The sequence below is a fragment of the Nitrospira sp. CR1.1 genome (genome assembly GCA_014055465.1).
In the GTDB taxonomy this organism is placed as follows: domain Bacteria; phylum Nitrospirota; class Nitrospiria; order Nitrospirales; family Nitrospiraceae; genus Nitrospira_A.
In genome coordinates, this window is the sequence record WIAF01000005.1 from 166373 (window position 1) to 185831 (window position 19459).

General features: G+C 59.0%; 17 protein-coding genes. 4 read left to right on the plus strand and 13 right to left on the minus strand.

The genetic code is table 11. The features are described from left to right. Window positions 1–83 precede the first annotated feature (83 nt). From GDA65_11180 to GDA65_11210, 7 genes are all read right to left on the minus strand, one after another. Window positions 84–716, minus strand: a complete 633-nt coding sequence (locus tag GDA65_11180; GenBank protein ID MBA5863256.1) for a phosphoribosylanthranilate isomerase — start codon at window positions 714–716, stop codon at window positions 84–86. Window positions 717–719: 3 nt separating this feature from the next. After that, a complete protein-coding gene (locus tag GDA65_11185; protein ID MBA5863257.1) occupies window positions 720–1034 on the minus strand; it encodes a hypothetical protein in 315 nt (104 codons plus the stop codon). Beyond that, window positions 1031–1855: an indole-3-glycerol phosphate synthase TrpC gene (trpC, locus tag GDA65_11190; GenBank protein ID MBA5863258.1), complete on the minus strand. Its 825-nt coding sequence runs from the start codon at window positions 1853–1855 to the stop codon at window positions 1031–1033. Before trpC ends, GDA65_11185 begins: the two co-directional genes overlap by 4 nt. Before the next feature lie 4 nt (window positions 1856–1859). Continuing rightward, window positions 1860–2876 carry an anthranilate phosphoribosyltransferase gene (trpD, locus tag GDA65_11195; GenBank protein MBA5863259.1) on the minus strand — a complete coding sequence of 339 codons (1017 nt, stop codon included), beginning with the start codon at window positions 2874–2876 and terminating at the stop codon, window positions 1860–1862. Window positions 2877–2919: 43 nt separating this feature from the next. Beyond that, the gene (gene pabA, locus GDA65_11200) at window positions 2920–3483 is read right to left on the minus strand and encodes an aminodeoxychorismate/anthranilate synthase component II (GenBank protein MBA5863260.1); all 564 of its coding nucleotides are present in this window, start codon (window positions 3481–3483) and stop codon (window positions 2920–2922) included. A gap of 61 nt (window positions 3484–3544) precedes the next feature. Then, window positions 3545–5041 (minus strand): anthranilate synthase component I, encoded by a 1497-nt coding sequence (gene trpE / locus GDA65_11205; protein ID MBA5863261.1) that lies wholly within the window; start codon window positions 5039–5041, stop codon window positions 3545–3547. Between the two features lie 20 nt (window positions 5042–5061). Beyond that, complete coding sequence (locus GDA65_11210) at window positions 5062–5829, minus strand: LysM peptidoglycan-binding domain-containing protein (protein MBA5863262.1); 768 nt, start codon at window positions 5827–5829, stop codon at window positions 5062–5064. 165 nt (window positions 5830–5994) lie between these two features. Between GDA65_11210 and GDA65_11215 the strand changes: the two genes are divergently transcribed. From GDA65_11215 to ligA, 3 genes are read left to right on the plus strand one after another with little or no spacing between them, the layout of a single operon-like run. After that, the gene (locus tag GDA65_11215; protein MBA5863263.1) at window positions 5995–6948 is read left to right on the plus strand and encodes an AAA domain-containing protein; all 954 of its coding nucleotides are present in this window, start codon (window positions 5995–5997) and stop codon (window positions 6946–6948) included. After that, window positions 6948–8846 (plus strand): hypothetical protein, encoded by a 1899-nt coding sequence (locus GDA65_11220; GenBank protein ID MBA5863264.1) that lies wholly within the window; start codon window positions 6948–6950, stop codon window positions 8844–8846. Before GDA65_11215 ends, GDA65_11220 begins: the two co-directional genes overlap by 1 nt. Window positions 8847–8853: 7 nt before the next feature. Next, window positions 8854–10866, plus strand: a complete 2013-nt coding sequence (gene ligA / locus GDA65_11225; GenBank protein MBA5863265.1) for an NAD-dependent DNA ligase LigA — start codon at window positions 8854–8856, stop codon at window positions 10864–10866. On the opposite strand, the gene GDA65_11230 is transcribed toward ligA, so the two are convergent. The 4 genes from GDA65_11230 to GDA65_11245 form a co-directional block, all read right to left on the minus strand. Next, complete coding sequence (locus tag GDA65_11230) at window positions 10841–12154, minus strand: DUF21 domain-containing protein (protein MBA5863266.1); 1314 nt, start codon at window positions 12152–12154, stop codon at window positions 10841–10843. The genes ligA and GDA65_11230 overlap by 26 nt on opposite strands. A gap of 264 nt (window positions 12155–12418) precedes the next feature. Beyond that, the gene (locus tag GDA65_11235) at window positions 12419–13126 is read right to left on the minus strand and encodes a septal ring lytic transglycosylase RlpA family protein (protein MBA5863267.1); all 708 of its coding nucleotides are present in this window, start codon (window positions 13124–13126) and stop codon (window positions 12419–12421) included. A 210-nt stretch (window positions 13127–13336) separates the two neighbouring features. Next, on the minus strand, window positions 13337–13747 hold the full coding sequence (locus tag GDA65_11240) for a hypothetical protein (protein ID MBA5863268.1): 411 nt from the start codon (window positions 13745–13747) through the stop codon (window positions 13337–13339). A 30-nt stretch (window positions 13748–13777) separates the two neighbouring features. Further along, complete coding sequence (locus tag GDA65_11245) at window positions 13778–14065, minus strand: cupin domain-containing protein (GenBank protein MBA5863269.1); 288 nt, start codon at window positions 14063–14065, stop codon at window positions 13778–13780. Window positions 14066–14328: 263 nt separating this feature from the next. Here GDA65_11245 and GDA65_11250 point away from each other — a divergent pair, with 263 nt between their 5' ends. Then, window positions 14329–14559: a hypothetical protein gene (locus tag GDA65_11250; GenBank protein MBA5863270.1), complete on the plus strand. Its 231-nt coding sequence runs from the start codon at window positions 14329–14331 to the stop codon at window positions 14557–14559. A gap of 512 nt (window positions 14560–15071) precedes the next feature. Here GDA65_11250 and GDA65_11255 read toward each other — a convergent pair. Then, a complete protein-coding gene (locus tag GDA65_11255) occupies window positions 15072–15437 on the minus strand; it encodes a hypothetical protein (protein MBA5863271.1) in 366 nt (121 codons plus the stop codon). Between the two features lie 236 nt (window positions 15438–15673). Then, window positions 15674–19225 carry a vitamin B12-dependent ribonucleotide reductase gene (locus GDA65_11260; GenBank protein ID MBA5863272.1) on the minus strand — a complete coding sequence of 1184 codons (3552 nt, stop codon included), beginning with the start codon at window positions 19223–19225 and terminating at the stop codon, window positions 15674–15676. Window positions 19226–19459 lie beyond the last annotated feature (234 nt).

A 19459-nucleotide genomic window follows, 5' to 3' on the forward strand; every position in this document is an offset into this window, starting at 1 on the left:
CTTCCTTCAGCTAATCTAGAAAGTGAAAGTATAACAGGATGCTGAAAACGTCCGCCAGCCTCGGCTCCGTAGCGAAGTGAACTTTATCGCGGTAGACGCTTCACGGCTTCCACAAACGCCCGGACTTTTGCGTGGTCCTTTTTTCCAGGCTTCGCCTCAACGCCGCTGCTAACGTCGACGCCGTACGGACGGACCTGTTCGATGGCTTGAGTGACGTTGTCGGAAGTCAGCCCGCCGGCGAGCAGAATGCGCGCGACCGATGCAGCTTCGGCAGCCAATGACCAATCAGCCACCTGCCCCGTCCCGCCATAGGCGTCGGGAGAAAAAGCATCCACCAAAAAACCGCGCACGCCCGCGCGGCCCTGCAACTCAGCCAACGCAAGAAACGATTGCCGGTCCTTGAGGCGTATGGCTTTGAGTACCGGGCGGCCCAACGACTCGCAGTAGGCGGCGGTCTCATCGCCGTGGAGCTGCGCTAGGGCAAGCCCACAGCTGTCCATAATGTCCCGCACGACCCTGGCTTCTTCATTTACAAACACGCCAATCGGCAGCACAAACGGGGGCAATTCCCTGATGATCGCCTTCACCACTGCCGTTTCCGCACAGCGAGGACTCTTCTTATGAAACACAAAGCCGAGCGCATCCGCGCCGGCCTCCACCGCCACCGCCGCATCCTCAACGTTCGTCAACCCGCAGATTTTGACCTTTACGGTCATGCGTCAACAGCTCGTCTTGCTTTTTTGCATGCCATAGAAGCCGCGATAGGACCATTGGCAGGCCTGTCCCTTGGGATTAAAGGTCAACCCGATCAAATCCTGTCGCCCGTCCTGCTGCGGAATCATCCATTCGCAGACTTCTCCTCCGTCTTTGAACGAATGGCAGCGGGTGGGAATGCCCATCTCCTTGATGCGATCGTCTTTGCTGCTGCCCATCCAGGAGTCCCACTTGGGGGAGTATTCATGAATCTCCTGGTTCACGCAGCCGGCCAGCGTCAGCACCCCCGCCATCAGACCAACAGAAAGCAGCGTCCTCATGAGTTCTCCTTTGCAGGTTCGTCACCCAGCAGTTCGCGAATCTTTGCGCCGGTATCCTGCGCTCTGATCAGAGATTCACCGATCAACATGGCATGCACGCCGGCTTCCACCAATCGCAGCACATCGTTTCGTGTATGAATGCCGCTCTCGCTGACAATCAGCTTATCGCCGGGAATCCGCTTCGCCAGGCGAAGGGTTACTCCAAGGTCCGTTGAGAAGGTCTTGAGGTCGCGATTGTTGATCCCGATGAGCCGTACGTCCGGCAGCCATTCGAGCACCAGGTCGAGTTCCCGCTCATGATGCGTCTCCACGAGCACATCCAGCGACAACTCTTTGGCAAGCGCAGAAAAGTCGATCAATTGACGTTTTTCCAGCCCAGCCACGATCAACAAGACTGCGTCGGCGCCATAGGCTCGGGCCTCATAAAACTGAATATCCGCAACCATGAATTCTTTATTCAGCGCAGGCAGGCCGACCTTGCGCTTGACATCGGCCAAGTATGCCAGGTCGCCCTGAAAAAAATCCTTGTCCGTCAGCACGGACACCGCCGAGGCTCCGTGCTCCCGATAGGCTTCGGCGATCTTGACCGGCTCGAACCGTTGCTCGAATTCTGGCCGCAAAAGCCCCAGGCTGGGAGACGCCTTTTTCACTTCGGCAATCAAGGCCGGTCTGGTCGGTGTACGGCGTGCGTCGAGAGTAACCGCAAATCCCAGCGTCGGACCGGCATCACGGATCCTGGTTTTCAGGTCGGCCAAATAGCCACGGCTGTTCTTATGGCGAAGTTCCGCTTTCTTATGTTCGAGAATTCGATCGAGAATCACAATGTCACGAGGCCTTCTTGGTAAATGCGATCAGTTGTTCCAACTTCTCCATGGCCGCACCGGCGTCGATCGTCCGCTCAGCCAGATCAAATCCCTCTTGCAGAGTCTTGGCCTTGCGTCCTGCCACGAGCGCGGATGCCGCGTTAAGGCAGACGATATCGCGCTTCGGTCCTTTGCGGCCCCTAAAGATGTCGCGCGTGATGGCGGCGTTGTCCTCGGCGCTCCCGCCAACCAAGTCTTTCGGCCGGACGCGCGTGAGCCCGAACTCTGAGGGATCGATGGTGTAACTGGAGACTACGCCCGCCTTGCCCTCGGATATTCTGGTGCGGTCCGTAATAGTCATTTCGTCCAAACCGTCCATCCCGTGCACGACAAAACAATGTTGCGCGCCAAGATGAACCAGCACCTTGGCTAACAGCTCTGTCAGGCCGGCATCGAATACCCCGACGACCTGTAGGCGAGCCCCCGCCGGATTCGTCAAGGGGCCGAGGATATTCAGCAGCGTGCGAATGCCCAGTTCTTGCCTCGGTTGAGCGCAATGTTTCATGGCGCTGTGGTATAGCGGCGCAAACAGAAATCCGATGCCCACCTCGTTGACGCAATCGGCGACGCGCTCTGGCGGAAGATGGATCTCTATGCCCAAGGCCCCCAGCACATCGGCGCTTCCGGACTTCGACGACACCGAGCGATTGCCATGTTTCGCAACAGTGAGTCCGGCTCCCGCCACGACAAAGGCCGCCGTCGTCGAAATGTTGAAGGTATGGGCCCGGTCTCCGCCGGTGCCACAGGTATCCACCACCAAAGAATCCTTGACCCGGATGTGCGTCGCCCTGGCGCGCATCGCTAAGACTGATCCTGCGATCTCCTCCACCGTCTCGCCCTTCATGCGCAGGCCCATAAGATAGGCGGCAATTTGGGCGCACGTGGCGGATCCGTCCATGATCTCGCCCATCACCGTCTCGGCCTCCTGCTCGGTCAGGTCAGCGCGGTCGGCGAGTTTGTTAATGGCATCTTTGATCATGGGTACACACCGATGGGAGGCGGCGGCGCACCGGCCCGCCCAGCTATAACTTGAGGAAGTTGTGCAGCAGCTCCTTGCCGGCCGTGGTGAGAATCGATTCGGGATGGAATTGCACCCCCTCGATGCCCAGCGTCTTGTGCCGCATGCCCATGATTTCGCCCTCGGCGGTTTCCGCGCTGATCTCAAAACAATCGGGCAGATTCGTCCGGTTCACGATGAGCGAATGGTAACGGGTGGCTTCGAAGGGATTCGGCAGATTGCGAAACAATGTCCGCCCGTCATGGCGGACCATCGAGGTCTTTCCATGCATGAGGCGCTCGGCGCGAATCACCTCCCCGCCGAAGGCGACGGCGAGGGATTGATGGCCGAGGCAGACGCCCAGCAATGGCAACTTGCCACCGAAATGCTTGATCGCCTCCACCGAGACGCCGGCTTCATTCGGCGTGCAAGGCCCCGGTGAAATAACGAGCCGGCGAGGCTTCAAGGCTTCCATCTCCGGAATGGAAATTTTATCGTTTCGATACACGACCACGTCTTCCCCCAACTCGCCGAAGTATTGGACGAGGTTGTAGGTAAAGGAATCGTAATTATCGATCATCAACAACATGGTGTCTGCTCGTGGTTCACGCGTTTCACGTGTTACGTCTTACCGTTCACGTTTCACGCGTTCATTCCAGCCCCTGCTCGGCCAGTTCGATGGCCTTCATCATCGCGCGGGCTTTATTGCAGGTCTCTTCGTACTCATGCTCAGGAACTGAATCGGCGACAATCCCGGCGCCGGCTTGAATATAGGCCTGGCGGCCCTTGATCACGACAGTCCGGATATTGATGCACATGTCCATATTGCCGGAGAAGCCGAAATATCCCACCGCCCCGGCGTAAGGGCCTCGCCGCGCCGGCTCCAATTCTTCGATGATCTGCATGGCGCGAATCTTGGGCGCGCCTGACACAGTGCCGGCCGGAAAGCAGGCGCGGGTCACGTCGTAGACGGATTTGCCCTTTTCCAATTGACCCGTTACCTGGGACACGATGTGCATGACATGAGAATACCGTTCGACCTGCATCAACGAATCCACCTTGACTGAGCCGCGAGCCGCGACCCGCCCCACATCGTTCCGACCCAAATCGACCAACATCACATGCTCAGCCCGTTCCTTTTCATCAGCCAGGAGAGCCCGTGCCAGGTCCTGATCTTCATCCGGGGTCTTCCCGCGACGTCGCGTGCCGGCGATCGGTCGCAACGAAATCTCTCCATCTTCGCACCGGACCAGCGTCTCGGGCGACGACCCTACCAGTTCAACACCGGCGACGCGCAGATAATACATATAGGGAGAAGGATTCACGACACGCAACGCGCGGTACAGCTGAAAGGGTGTCGTATGGATTTGTGTTTCCCAGCGTTGTGACAAGACGGCCTGGACGATATCCCCTGCGCGAATGTATTCCTTGGTCCGCATGACCATCTTTTCAAAATCGGCCCGGTTCATGTTGGGGGTAAACGTGATGGGCTTCCGCCGGCGCTTCACGCGAGGTTGCCGCATAGGGCGTTTCAAGCGGGCGATCATCTTTTCGATCCGCGCCGCGGCATGGCGATAGGCCTCGCGGACGGCGCGATCGGTGGTCGATTCGAGATAGGCGTTCGCGACGACTTTGATCTTCTGCGAGACGTTGTCGAAAATCAGCAGGGTGTCGGTCAGCAGAAAGGCCAGCTCCGGCATCCCGAGACTATCTCTACGAAGGGACGGCAGTTCTTCGAAGGTCCGTACCACGTCATAACTCAAATACCCGACCGCGCCGCCGACAAACCGGGGCAGGCCGGGCACCGTCACCGGCCGATATTCCTCCATCAACTCGCGCACACGTTCCAGCGGGTTGCCCCGGCTCTGAATTTTCAGACGCTTCTTCCCGCGAGTCAGGATCAAATCGCCCTTCTCTTCGTGGAGCACGGCTGAGGAGCCGCTTCCCAAGAAGGAATAGCGCGCCCAATTTTCCCCGCCCGCAACACTTTCCAGGAGATAGGCGGTCGGCCCCTGGTCGATCTTGGCGAACGCCGACACCGGCGTCTCGAAGTCCGCCAGAATTTCACGGTACAACGGAATCAGGTTGCCTTCCGTCGCGAGACCACGAAACTCGTCCAGGGTCAGTGAATAGTGCTGCTTGGTCATACCGATGTCCGGCTGATCGCTTACGGCTGGCTGACGATCAGCTTTTGCCCGACTCCGACCGTGTTATCTTTCAAATTGTTCCACTTGCGCAATTGATCCGGCGCAACATGGTATTTCTGTCCGATACGATACAAGGTGTCGCCGGGTCGTACGGTGTGGGTCGTACCGGTCGCCGAGGCGGCAGTCGCACCGGCGCTTTCCATCAGGTCACTGTGACCCAGCGCATCCTTGGCCGTGCCGGTTGCCGGCTCCAAGCTCAAATCCGACGGCATATCCGTCTTGAGCGCCTCATCCACGGCCGCGGCAAAGTCTTTCTTCGGCGCCGCTTTTTTGGCTTTCGGGATAGTCGTCAGGCGCTTCATGTCTTCATGCGCCCGCTTTTCCAACAGGCTGGCTTCCTTCATCGCCTGCGCCTCTTCCTGAATCTGAGCCGCCTGCTGACGAACCGCCTCTACCTGCGCGCCCAGTTCGCGGTTGCGGGCTTCGTACTCGCTGAGTTCGCGCTTGCCGCGCTTCACTTCAGCATCCAATTCCGCGCTGCGCTTTTCTTCCTGCGCCAGAAGTCGCTGGAAGTTCAGGCTGCGCGCCTTCTCCGCCTCATATTTCTCCGACATGACACAGCCGCTCAACCCCAGGCTGCCCAGTATCAGCAGACCGATGGGAACTATGATCCCGTGTCTCATCTGTCCCTGTCCTTCAGTCATCATATGACTCCTTCTCTGACTCTCTCGTTCAGCCCCCACAGTGGAAGGCAATCCGTGTCTCCCTGGGAGACTTCCATGGCGCATACGCTGCCCAATCACAACCTGAGAAAGTGGGTAGGATACGGTCCAAGGCAGCGAAAGTCAAAGTGAAATGGGCAGGCACGGCGTTTGACCCGTTCCCCGCGCCTATGCTACGGTTCGAAGAGTTTCCGTTCCGACCATTCTATCCAATCACCGGCACGAAAGACCATGGCATCAGGCACACAACCGGCCTCATCGCGTGTACTGACGATCGACGGCATCACGCTGCACCTGGCACAGCCCATGACCATGGGCCAGGAATGGATCGGGAACCGGGAAATTCTCAAACAGTTACTGGCCTGCTGGCTGGTCATCGACGAACGCGACCTGCCCCTGTCACCTCGCATCACCGGTCAGCCGGGGATCGGAAAGACCACCCTGGCGATGGCCGGGGCCCGTGAGCGCAAACAGGACCTCTACGTGTTCCAGTGCACGGCGGACACGCGCCCGGAAGATCTGTTGATTACGCCCGTGCTGGCGGAATCCGGCATGATCAGCTATCACGCCTCGCCGCTCGTCACCGCCGTGCTCACCGGCAGCATCTGCGTGCTCGACGAGGGCAACCGGATGAATGAAAAGAGCTGGGCCTCTTTGGCTCCGCTGCTGGACCACCGGCGCTGTGTGGAGTCGATCATCGCGGGCATTCTGATCAAGGCCCATGCGGACTTCCGCTGCTGCGTCACCATGAACGAGGACGCCTCGACCTATGAGGTCCCCGACTACATCCTATCCCGCTTGCAACCGACCCTGGGCATGGGCTTTCCGACTCGGGAAGACGAACTGGCAATCTTGCAATACCACCTCCCCTTTGCGCCGCCGGAGATGCTCGCCCTCACCGTCGAATTTCTCCAGGAAGCGCATCAGCTCAGTCTCGAATACTCCGTGCGCGACGGCATCCATCTCCTGCAGTATGCCCTGAAACGGCGCGCGCAGGATCCGACCCATCCGCTTTCGGTGGATGCGGCCTGGCGGGAATCCCTCATCAAGGTCCTCGGTGAGGAAGCGCTCGACCTGCCGATGCAATCACGGAAGCGAAAACGCGCGCTGGGCGATCAGTCCCTGCCGCAAGGACTCGGAGATTTTTTCTTCGGAAGTGATGACCCTCTACATCCCGGCCGATAATGGCAGCATCAACTTCCACCGCCGACGATGTCTTTCGCCTCTCGCCCCGCATCGAACTGTTTCCGGTCCTCCACGGCAGCGGTGATGTCGCCCAAGAAGTGCGCGATCGGCTGACCGGTCGTCGGTATGATTGCCTGGCCGTTCCATTGCCGCCCTCCTTCGAACATCCGCTCGAGGAAGCGGTCGTCGATCTGCCAATCATCAGCGTGGTCGTTCAGCAGGAGCGTGATTCCGAGACCGGCGCAACGGTCAACTATGTGCCCGTAGATCCCTGCCAAGCCGTGGTCATGGGAATTCGCGTCGCCATCGGAGAAGGAATCTATCGGGCCTATATCGATCGGGAAACGTCGGTGGTCGAACCGCTCTCGTTCGTGTCGCCCGACGCCTACGCGCTCAAGCGCCTGCCCTATGCGACTTTCTCGGCGGCTCTGGTGCCCACGCTCGCCCGGCCTGCGGAACAATCACAGCAGCAAGCCCGCATTGCCTGGATGGCCTTTCAGCTCCATCAGCTGGAACTCGAATATGAGCGCATCCTCTGTTTGTGCCACCTCGCCGACTGGCCCTGGATTCGCCAGGCCTATCAGCAGCGGGCCGACTATCAAGAACCGGACGCCGATATACGGCGGCCCGAGCAATACCTCGTCGATCCGGCGTCGCTGTATTTCGTCCTGGGCGAATTGCCGTTTCTGACGGAACTCTATGAACGTCGCCGCGCCACGGTTCATTCGGACCGGCACCTCTCCATCGACGGAATCAAAGAACTGCTGATCGAGACCCGCGCGCGCTGGCAGACTGCGCATGATGAGGATGGACGCAGCGTGCCGAATTGGGTCACGCCGCAGCTCCTGCAACTGTATCTACAATACGTGCGAAACCATGCGCTGCTCGACCGCCGCCTCACGCCTGATCTGTATACGCTGGTGCTCGCCGCCAAACAAATGGCCGGCGACGACTTCGCGATCCGCCTGCTCGAAACGGCCAAGAGTTACGTCTATCAGGACATTGAGGGAAAACATGTGCCGCAGCTCGCTGCAGGCCTTGGGCAATTCGCCTTGCCGGATGAGCAGATCGTACGCGCTACGAACCGCCTCCAGGGCGCGCCCGTCACCTGGCGTTCGCTGTCACTTCGTCCCCGTCCGCCGCGCAGGACGAGTCAGCGCTGGTCGTATCTCTGGAATCCCCATCGACAATGTTCCTGGCCGCCGGAAGATTCCAAGATCGAAAGTTTCCACACCCACGTCCGTGAGCAGGCGAAAGCCATCGTCGGCGCGGACCTGGCTAGGAGCGAAAAGTTTACGACCTCCATGAAAGACGGCATCGACATCCGGGAAAGTCTGCGCCACTGGCATCAACGCGCGAAACCAGGGCGCCCGAAACGGCTGGAGCTCTACGTCAAAGAAATTCCGCCGGCCCGCGGGAATGTCGATACGGTGATTTTTCTCTTCGATACGCCGGCCGATACCGAACAGTACAGTTGGCAGGCCACCTGGTACGCCGAACATGCGCAGGAATCCACGCTGTGTTTTTATGCCACCCCGTTCCTGAACAATATGATCGCCCCCGGCATCGGCCAATCGCTGTATGGTGGCGCGCTGTTCATCTTTCCGCCCCGCCCGATTCCCGACATTTGGACCGATGAGTCCCTAGGATATGCCAAGACGCTCGAAGAACGCTTGATTGCCGCCGGAGCCGCCCATTCCCGTGAAACGCACGTGGCCCTGGTGACACCGGTGCCTCCCAAGGCACGATGGCGGCAGATCGCCGCACATTCAGGCCGGCGGCTGGTGCCGATTCCGTTGAGTCGCTTTTCGGGCCAGTTGATCGACCGGTTACGGCGCTTCCATGTGCTGAACGGACAAGACATCCGGAGCTTCGCCGCGCAGTTCATTCGTGAGTAATCCACCCATGGCCGACCATAGCCTTGAACAACGGATCGCGGCGCTCCGCCGGGAAATCCGGCATCACGACCATCTCTACTACACGAAAGATTGTCCGGCGATTTCCGATGCCGAGTACGACCGGCTTTTTAGAGAACTGGTCGATCTCGAGACCGCGCATCCCGATCTGATCACCGGTGATTCGCCCACCCAGCGCGTCGGCGCGCCGCCGCTCGACGAGCTCACGAAGGTGTCTCACGAGAAACCGATGCTGAGCCTGGATTCGATTGTCGATCCGGAGGATGTCCGGGCGTTCGACCAGCGCATGAAACGCGAATTGGAAACCGAATACCCCGTCTACACGGCGGAACCCAAGTTCGACGGGCTGTCGGTTGAACTGGTCTACGATCATGGCCGCTTTGTACGCGGCGCGACCCGTGGAGACGGGATGATCGGCGAAGACGTCACGGTCAATCTCCGCACGATCCGCGCCCTGCCGTTGCAGCTCCATGCCGAGGCCTCCCCCCCGGTGCACCTGGTCGTCCGCGGTGAGGTCTACATGCGGTTGGATGAGTTTCAGGCGCTGAATCGACGGATGACGGAGCGGGGCGAAGAAGGCTTTGCCAATCCCCGCAACGCGGCGGCTGGATCATTGCGGCAATTGGACAGCCGCATTACCGCCTCCCGTCCCTTGACCCTGACCTGTTACGACATCATGGCCCTCGCCGGCCCGACTCCCGCCACACATTGGGACGAGTTGGACGCGCTCGCCGACTGGGGCTTGCCCGTCCCGGAACATCGGCAGCGTTGCCGGTCCATCGACGAGGTCCTCACATTCCACCGGACCACCGACGCGATGCGGAACGAGCTGCCGTTTGAGATCGACGGCGTCGTGGTCAAACTGGACCGGCGTGATTGGCAGGATCAACTCGGCAGCAAGTCGCGTAGTCCACGTTGGGCCATCGCCTATAAGTTTGCCCCGCGAAAGGAAATTACGGTCATCCAGGATATCGCCGTCTCCGTCGGCAGAACCGGCACCCTGACACCGCTCGCGCTGCTCAAACCAGTGGAGGTAGGCGGTGTCACGATCAGCCGCGCAACCTTGCACAATGCCGACGAGGTGGCGCGGAAAGACGTGCGCGTCGGGGATACGGTGAAGGTCGAGCGGGCGGGCGATGTAATTCCGGCGATCGCCGAACGGGTGCCTGTTCCCGGAGAGGACCGGCAGGCGCCGTTCGTGATGCCGGACCATTGCCCGGTCTGCGGGTCGGCCGTCGCGCGCGAAGGCGCCTACTTCTACTGCACCGGACAGACCGTCTGTGTGGCGCAGCTGAAAGGCGCCATCGAACACTTTGCGTCGAAGAGCGCGCTGAATATCGACGGCCTGGGGAAAAAGACGGTAGCCCAGTTGGTCGATGTGGGAATGGTGAAAGACCTGGCCAGTCTATACAGTCTGACAAAGGAGCAGCTGTTGACGCTGGAGGGTTTCGCCGATCGATCGGCCACCCTGCTCATGGAATCGATCGACCGGAGCAAGGCCGTCTCGCTGGAGCGGTTGTTGATGGGATTAGGAATCCGGCAGGTGGGACAGCATATTGCCCGCGTGCTGGCAAAACACTTCGGAACTCTGTCCCGTGTGATGGCGGCAACGCAGGAGGAGCTGCTGCAGGTTCGAGAAATCGGTCCGGAGATTTCCGCCAGCCTGGCTTCGTTCTTCAGCGAAGCGAGAAATCGCGGCGTGATCGAGCGCCTCGTCGAACGAGGCCTCACGGTTGCGCCGCCGCCGGCAGAAACCGGTCCAGGTGGCCGCGCACTGGCGGGCAAAACATTCGTCTTCACGGGTGGGCTGGCCGGTTACAGCCGCGATCGCGCCAAAGAGTTGGTGGAACGGCAGGGAGGACAGGTGTCGTCGAGTGTGAGCAAGAAAACAGCGTATGTCGTGGCAGGAGCCGATCCGGGATCGAAACTCGATCAGGCCCAGAAGCTCGGCGTGAAAATTCTCACGGAAGCAGAGTTTACCGATCTGGTGACGCCTGCGTGACCGGCACATGCTCCTCGACCGGTTGATCATGCTGGGCTGGGTGCTTGTCTTCCTTGTAGATTTGTACGCTTTTGATGACCCGCGGGTCCGCTTCATGAATCACCAGGCGGCAGTTGGCGATATGAATTTCTTCGCCGACCTTTGGAATCCGGCCCAGTTCGTGCTGAATCAGGCCGCTGATGGTCACCGCATCGTCGCCCAAATCCACCTTCAAGAAATCGTTGACCTTCCGGACTTCGGTGCGTCCATGCACGAGGATCTGGTTCTTGCCGATACGTTTGATGAGCTCTTCGGTGATATCCGTCTCATCGACGATTTCTCCGACCACTTCTTCCAGCAAATCTTCCAAAGTAACTAATCCCATCACCCCGCCGAACTCGTTCACGACGATCGCCATATGGCGCTTGTCCAACTGGAACTGTTTCATCAAATCGTCGGCGGATTTTGTGTGCGGGATGAACAGGGCCGGCTGCGCAATATCCCGCAGCTTCATTTCCGTATGGCCCTGGGCCAGCGCAGTCAACGCTTTGGTCTTGTAGAGAATGCCGATGATGTTATCCAGCGTGCCCTCGTACAGCGGAATGCGCGAGTATTTCGACTTGAACAGCAACTCTTTCGCTTCGCGCAGGTATTGATTGCAGTCGAGCGAGAACATGTAAATGCGCGGGGTCATGCAGTCTTCTGCCGTGATGTCCTTCAGCTGAAAGACATTCTTGATCATTTTCACTTCCTGAGCCTCGATCGCGCCGCTCTTGCTGCTCTGATCCAGCATGATCTTGAGCTCTTCCTCCGTGACGAAGGGGACATTGAGCCCCTTGCCGCCGGTAAGTTTATAGATCAGCGGCACGACGAAGAACATGATCGGGGTGAGCACCTGCTGAGCCGCATAGGCCAGATAGGCCATGTTCAGGACGACGGGCACCGAATATTTCGCCGCCAGGGTCTTAGGCACGAGATCGGCAAACACCAACAACACGAACGTCAGGATGCCGACGAGAACCGCGAAGGCCTCGCCCAGCACACCCTCGAGCCCCTGCCCTCCGAACCGGTTCAAGGCGATGATCGTCGCCAGTGACGCGGTTGCCGTGTCGACCAGGCGGTCGCCCACCAGGATGGTCAACAACAGGCGTTGGGGATCGGTCCGCAGGTGCAGCGCCATCTCCGCCCGTTTGCTGCCGGTATCAGCCAACGCCCGAAGTTTGGTGTCGTTAACGGAATAGAATCCTACTTCGACGACGGAGATGACCGCCGACAACAGAATAAGGAAGATCAATACGATAATGTCCATACGACCTATCGAGGCTACAGGTGCGGAACCGATGTGTGTGTGTGAAAAATGGATCCTTGGATCAGCTCGAAGCCTAGGGTCCGAACTGCAAGACTTGCCCGATGTCGTGAGAAGACGACGGGAACGGGTCCTCTCGGGTCACTATCATCCATTGCCCAATACACTTAGCATAGGCAGAGAGACGCATCAAGCCTTGAGACAATTTCAGGCTGTGCGGCAACGCATCAAGATATCAAACGCTTATCGTCTTACAGCTCCATACGTTCATGGATTTCCCGTAGACGCCGGGGGGCTGTCGTCCCGCACGATAAACGGATCCGTATCGAGCGCTCGTTTCAGATGTGTCACGGCCCGCTCGGCTTCCGCCTCCGTTTGAAATTGACCGGCAAAGACCCGATAACGGCGCCCATCCGGCAGATCGACCGCCACCGCTCGCGAACCGGGATAGGCACTTTGTAGCCGTTGCACCAGCGCCTGCGCATTGGCGGGGTCGGCAAAGGAGCCGACCTGCACGCGCAATACGCCCATGTCTCCGGCTCTCCCCTGGTAGCTGATGACACGCAATTCGATGTCATCCGTGCCACGTCCGACCATGCCTACGGCCTGAGCGCCCGCGAGCGAGAGGTCCAGAATTCTTCCCCGCGCAAATGGCCCCCGATCATTGATGCGCACCGTTACCTGCCGTCCCGTCGTTAACGAGCGGACGACCGCCACCGAGCCCAGCGGCAACGTGCGGTGCGCCGCTGTCAGTTTATGCATGTCATAGACTTCCCCGTTGGCCGTGCGGCTGCCGTGAAAACCAGGCCCGTACCAGGACGCGCTCCCCCGCTCTACGAACCCCAAGGGATAGCCGGGCGGATAGGAGGGGCGCGCCGGACTCCAGCCGGAGCAACCATGGAGCCATGTCGTCAGGAGGAGAACAAAGAGGGGGAAAAGAAGACGGCTCGTGCTGGTCCTCTTCTCCCCCGTCATGAGGCGGATTCGCAGGATGCTGAAAAAGCCCACCAGCGGCGTTGTCGCGTCGCAATGAGCCTTCACGTACGACTCAGGTACGCATCGCCTCTTTGCTTGCTGCGGCCTTGCTGGAGAGCCATTTTGAGGATCCTGTAATGTGTATGGACGCGAGACGCTATAGAGCAGCGCGCGCTTCTTACGCAAACAAGTGACTGTTGACGCGCCCTGCTAGAATTCGTCGAGTGAATGGGTGCGCAGCACCCCGAGGGCTTTGGTGGTATTCGAGACGGTCAGCACCACAATGGCGCGTTTGCCCTCCCGCGACGGCGTGCAATAACCGCACTTCACATTGATGCGGGCCCGGGTGAGCGAATCGGCCACTTGCTTCAAGGCGCCGGGCTTGTTCTCGAGGCTTAAAATCAGGGCAGTCTCTTCGCGGAATTTGATCTTGGATTTTCTCAGCGCGATCCGCGCGGCATCGACATCGGCTACGATCAGCCGCAATTTTCCCGGCCCTGTCACTTCCGGCGCGGAAAAGGCTTTGATGTTGACCCCTGCGGCGCCCAGGACCGCCGCCACTGAGGCCAGCACGCCGGGCTTGCTCTGTCCACTCACCACAAATTGCGTCGTTGTCGGCATCGGCTCTTCTCCCTCTGCTGAGTCAGTCCATCAGCCTATATGAATCCGCTTGTACCCGTAGAGCCATTGAGCAGTCGTCTCACCGATGTTTCTGACCGAGTGAGACACCCCGGCCGGAATGAGGATTTCTTCACCCGGAGCGGGCCTGATACAGCGCTCCCCGAACTCCAGTTCTAACCGGCCCGCGACCAGCATGAGCAGCTCATCGGTCGCGTGGCGGTAATCCTCCCATACTTGCCCTGGCGGATCAACCCAAAGATCACAACTGAAGCCCCGCGCCAGCCATTCCGTCGCTACCAATTGTTGATTGACCGTCACCACTCGGCGCGCCTTCGCTCCGCCATGGAGGAGCCCACGGCTCGATGATTCCCATCACACTCGACAAGAAGCCTCTCTGGCTCGATCAGTCTTAATATGCGTCCGTGTCGGACGAGTGAATTCTGATTGCTCATGAATCGGTGTGCGCCATTCAGTGAACACAGGTCGCCTTTTACCTGTACCATGTTCTTTTTCCTTCTCCAAATCAGGGGAAAACGCCTTTTAACAAGGCGTTTTGAATCAGCATTCCCATCACCCGCCACGTGCTGAGAGAGGGATTTGTCACCGGGCTGTTACGCCTGCGTCCGCGCAACCTGATCCTGGCTCGGATTATTCAGCAGCTCCACGATGCCGCCGATGACCGGTTCGAACACTGTTTTCGTCCACGCCTTCTCAGTCTCTTTGTCTGGGGCCTAGACGTCGACACCCTTGAATATCGGTTTAAGGTAACCCGTGACCGGTTTATGTCGGATGGAGAGTTTGCTGAAGAGTGAGAGGTTGCCCGGATGGACATCGAAGTCGGCGTAGGCCTGCAGCAGGTCGTTGAACGCCTTCAGATCAGTTTTGAGGAGGTGGACTCCGGCATCGACATCAGGGGTGGGTGTTTCAGGCCGAGACGTGCGGACAATGACGTCGAGATGTGTATGGCAAGCCCTCCTGCCGTGGCGAGTGCGCTGCGCCACGTGCAACGTCTGGCCTTCGCCGATGCCATGATCGGGATCCGAGTCATTGCGAAATCGGAAATGACAGCCTCGTCACGTTCGGGAAAATCATCATCCGATGCTTCGCCGCGGCGTGAAAGTCGCGGAGGTGGACGAGAGCGAAGCGGAGGGGTTCTAGCAAGGAAAGCGGAGGCACATCAAATGCGGCTGTGACACGGCTTCTGAAAGGTGCTTCAAAGGCTCTAGGAAACCGCTGCCTCGTCAAAGGAATGGTGGGCGGTGAACGGGCAACAATGTTCTGCTGCCCGTTCATAGATCACGCCCCTCTTCTCTCCCGGGGAGGTTCAGGCGTGAACAGCACTCAGACAGACCACAGGCTCACTCCAGCTGGCTTGAGGTTTGCGCTGCTCGACATGTCCGGCCAGCCAGCGCAATCGCGTCTGATCGGCCTCGGACATCCGGATAAACTCGAGGCCCACCTGCCCTTCGCCAACCCAACGCACAGCCGCCAGCTTGATCTGCATGGGCGCAGGGCTGGTAAGGAACATGAGCCGCAGATCCACATATTGGCCCACCTTGAGTTTCATACGCGTTGTGAGCAGGCAGCCTGGAACAGAGAGATTGACCAATTCGGCCTGTCCGACCAGGCCGTTACACGACAACACACAGGTGCTCTGGACTGACGCTCGTGTACCGTATCGCTTTTTCATCCGTCCTCCTCATGGTGTGGGCCGCCGGCTGCGTTGATACTTAAACTTAGCCGAGCAGAAGCTGGGGCACATTACCTGGTTTTGGTAACTCGGAAGAGGGGGAAGGGTCTGGTTTTGGACGGACTTATCAAGTCATAAAAAACCGCGACTCCCCTCATTACATAAGGAAGTCGCGGCTTTACCGTCAGGATGGCGGCGCGTTTCAGGTCAAATTCGGAACTGTCTGTCTCGTCTCTCTAGGAACACCCGCTGGTCTCGCCGCAGCTCATGCACTTCAGGCAGGTTCCGTTCCGCACCAGGGTGAACTGTTTGCAATTCTGGCACGGGTCGCCTTCGTAGCCCTTTTCCTTGGCTTCCTGCCGCACGGAGGTCACCGTCAAGGTCTCGCGCTTCAGTTCCAATTTGTGGGCGACGCTTCCGCTCCCCGCTCCCCCCGCTCTTTGGGAATGACCATTGCCGCCGTTCATGCCGTTCCGCCGCACTGGCAAATGCTCCGTCAGAATGGAGGCCTTCTTGAGCGCCGTCATGTCGACTTCTTCTTCCACACATTCGGGATCCTGCTCGTCCTTCTTCATCGAGTCCATTCGGAGATCATCTTCCTGGACCTGAGAGAGATCCTTCCGCTCGAGGTAGGTAATCGCCAGTTCCCGGAAGATGTAGTCGATGATCGATGTGGCCATCTTGATGCGGTCGTTCAATTTCACCGGCCCGTTCGGCTCGAAGCGGGTGAAGACAAAGGCTTCGACGAACTCCTCCAGCGGCACACCATGCTGCAGGCCGAGCGAAATCGCAATGGCGAAGTTATTCATCAAGCTGCGGAAGGCGGCGCCTTCCTTGTGCATGTCGAGGAAAATTTCACCGAGGGTGCCGTCTTCATACTCGCCGGTGCGCAGGTACAGCTTGTGTCCTCCGATAATGGCTTTCTGCGTGTATCCGCTGCGTCGCGCCGGGAGCGAGCGGCGTTTGTGGAGATACCGGACCAACACCCGTTCGGCGACTTTCTCCGCGACGGTAGCCACGCTGGGCGCCGCTTCTGCGCCCTTGCCGCTATCGGACGAGGCGTTCAACGGTTGGCTCAATTTCGACCCGTCGCGATAGAGCGCCACGGCCTTGACCATGCTCTTCCAGGCGAAGAGGTAGGCCGCCTTGACGTCTTCCAGCGTGGCATCGGCCGGCATGTTGATAGTCTTGCTGATCGCGCCGCTGATGAAGGGTTGCGCCGCCGCCATCATGCGGATATGCGCATCGACCGCGATGTAACGCTGACCGATTCTGCCGCAACGATTGGCGCAATCGAAAATCGGCAGGTGCTCAAGCTTGAGGTGTGGCGCGCCCTCGACCGTCATGGTGCCGCAGCAATAGTCATTCGCCGCCGCCACATCTTCCTGGGTGAAGCCCAGGGTCTTGAGCATGTTGAACGTCGGATCCGCCAACTGCGCGTCGGTGATGCCGAGTTTCTCGCGGCAAAACTGTTCGCCCAAGGTGTATTTGTTGAAGACGAACTGGATTTCGAACGCCTGCGCCAACGATCCTTCCAGCCGTTCCAGTGCCGCATCGTCGAAGCCCTTTTGACGTAGCACCTCATGGTTGATGAAGGGTGCGCCTTTCAACGTTTGATGGCCCGCGCAATAGGCGCCGATATCGCGGATCTGAGCGTCCGTATACCCGAGCGCTTGCAGCGCCGGCGGCAGACTCTGGTTGATGATCTTGAAGTAACCGCCGCCCGCCAGTTTCTTGAATTTGACCAGGGCGAAATCCGGCTCGATGCCGGTCGTGTCGCAGTCCATGACGAGGCCGATGGTGCCGGTCGGAGCGATCACGGTCACCTGCGCATTGCGGAATCCGTAGGCCGTGCCCAATTCCAATGCGCGATCCCAGGCGCGCCGCGCCGCCAGGAGCATGGCCGGCGGACACTGTTCTGGCTGAATTGACGTCGGCAGAATCGTGAGATCTTCATACTCCTCATTGGGCGCGCTATACGCCGCCCGCCGATGGTTCCGGATGACGCGCAACATCGCGTCACGGTTCTTGTTGTAGCCTGGAAACGGGCCGATCTCCGCCGCCATTTCCGCCGACGTCGCATAGGATTCGCCGGTCATGATCGCCGTGATCGCGCCGCAAATCGCCGTCGCTTTCGGCGAATCATAGGGAATGCTTTGTTTCATCAGAATGGTGCCGAGGTTGGCGTAGCCCAGCCCCAGCGTCCGGTACTCATAACTCTTCTGCGCAATCGCGCGGCTGGGGAACGAGGCCATCAAGACACTGATTTCCAGCGCCACAGTCCACAACCGCACCGCATGGCGGAAGGAATCCAGGTCGAACTCCCCTTCCGCGTTAAAAAACTTGGCGAGGTTCAACGAAGCCAGGTTGCAAGCCGTGTCGTCCAGGAACATGTATTCGGAACAGGGATTGGAGGCATTAATCCGCCCGTCTTCCGGACAGGTATGCCATTCATTGATCGTCGTATCGTACTGCGTGCCGGGATCGGCGCAAATCCAGGCCGCCCAGGCGATCTTGTCCCAGAGATCCCGGGCCTTGATGGTCTTGCTGATCTTACCGTCGATCCGGCGACGCAATTCCCAATCGCCGTCGCGCTCCAACGCATCGAAGAAGCCGTTCGGGATACGCACACTATTGTTGGAATTCTGCCCCGAGACGGTCTGGTAGGCCTTACCGTCCCAGTTGGTGTCATATTCATGAAACACGAAGTGGGTATAACCCTGCTTCGCATAGTCGAACATGCGATGGATATAGGCTTCCGGCACCATGTCGCGACGGGCGGCTGCCACGGCCTCGCGCAGTGCCTGATTGTGCTTCATATCCAATTCGAGGTGAGCCAGCCCCTGCGCATCGGCCAACTGGCAGGCCTTGAGCACGGCATTGAGCCGTTGTGCGCAAATCTTGGAGCCGGTGACCATGGCGGCCACCTTCTGCTCTTCGACGACTTTCCAGTCGATGAACTCTTCGATATCCGGGTGATCCAGATCCAGACAGACCATCTTGGCCGCGCGCCTGGTGGTTCCGCCCGACTTGATCGCTCCGGCGGCACGATCGCCGATCTTCAAGAACGACATGAGACCGGACGAGCGTCCGCCGCCAGACAGGGATTCGCCGTCGCCGCGCAACCGCGAGAAATTCGTGCCGGTGCCGGACCCGTACTTGAAGAGCCTCGCTTCACGAACCCAGAGGTCCATGATGCCGTTCTCATTAACCAGATCGTCTTCAATCGACTGAATGAAGCAGGCATGCGGCTGCGGATGCTCGAACGCATTCGTGGCCCGGACCACTTCGCCCAATTTGGGATCGACGTAAAAGTGGCCCTGCGCCGGCCCCGAAAGCCCGTAGGCATAATGCAGCCCCGTGTTGAACCATTGGGGGCTGTTGGGGGCGGCCATCTGGTAGGCCAGCATGTAGCACATTTCATCGTGGAAAGCGGTCGCATCTTCCGGCGTTTTGAAATAGCCGTGATTCTTGCCCCAGAAGGTCCAACAACCGGCCAGCCGGTTAAACACCTGGCGGGAGTCGCGCTCGCCGCCCAGCACAGGCTTGCCTGCGGCATCCACCACCGGCGTGCCATCCTCATGAACTTGCGGGACGCCGGCTTTCCGGAAATATTTTTGGGCCAGAATATCGATGGCCAATTGCGTCCAATGTTCAGGGATGTCGATATGCTCCAACTTAAACACGGTCGATCCGTCTGGATTCCGGATCTCCGAGGAACGTTGTACGAACGCAAGACCTTCATAGGGGCTCTGCCCACGCTTGGTGAATCTTCGTTCAATCCTCACTGGTTCCTCCTTAACAGATGCCTAACGTTCGGTGCAGATGCCGGCCGGCAAATGATGTATGGGTTGGGACGGAAAAGAGGCCTGTCCATCCAGAGGTGCATTCTCGTCGGTCACGGTTTCTCGGCTGCATGCATACTAGATATAGTGATCCATTTTTTTTGTCAAACAAAATGTTGTGGCACAACTGTGAGTAATGGGGATAAGCTGGTGATAGCGCCTCCGCTAGATTTGAGG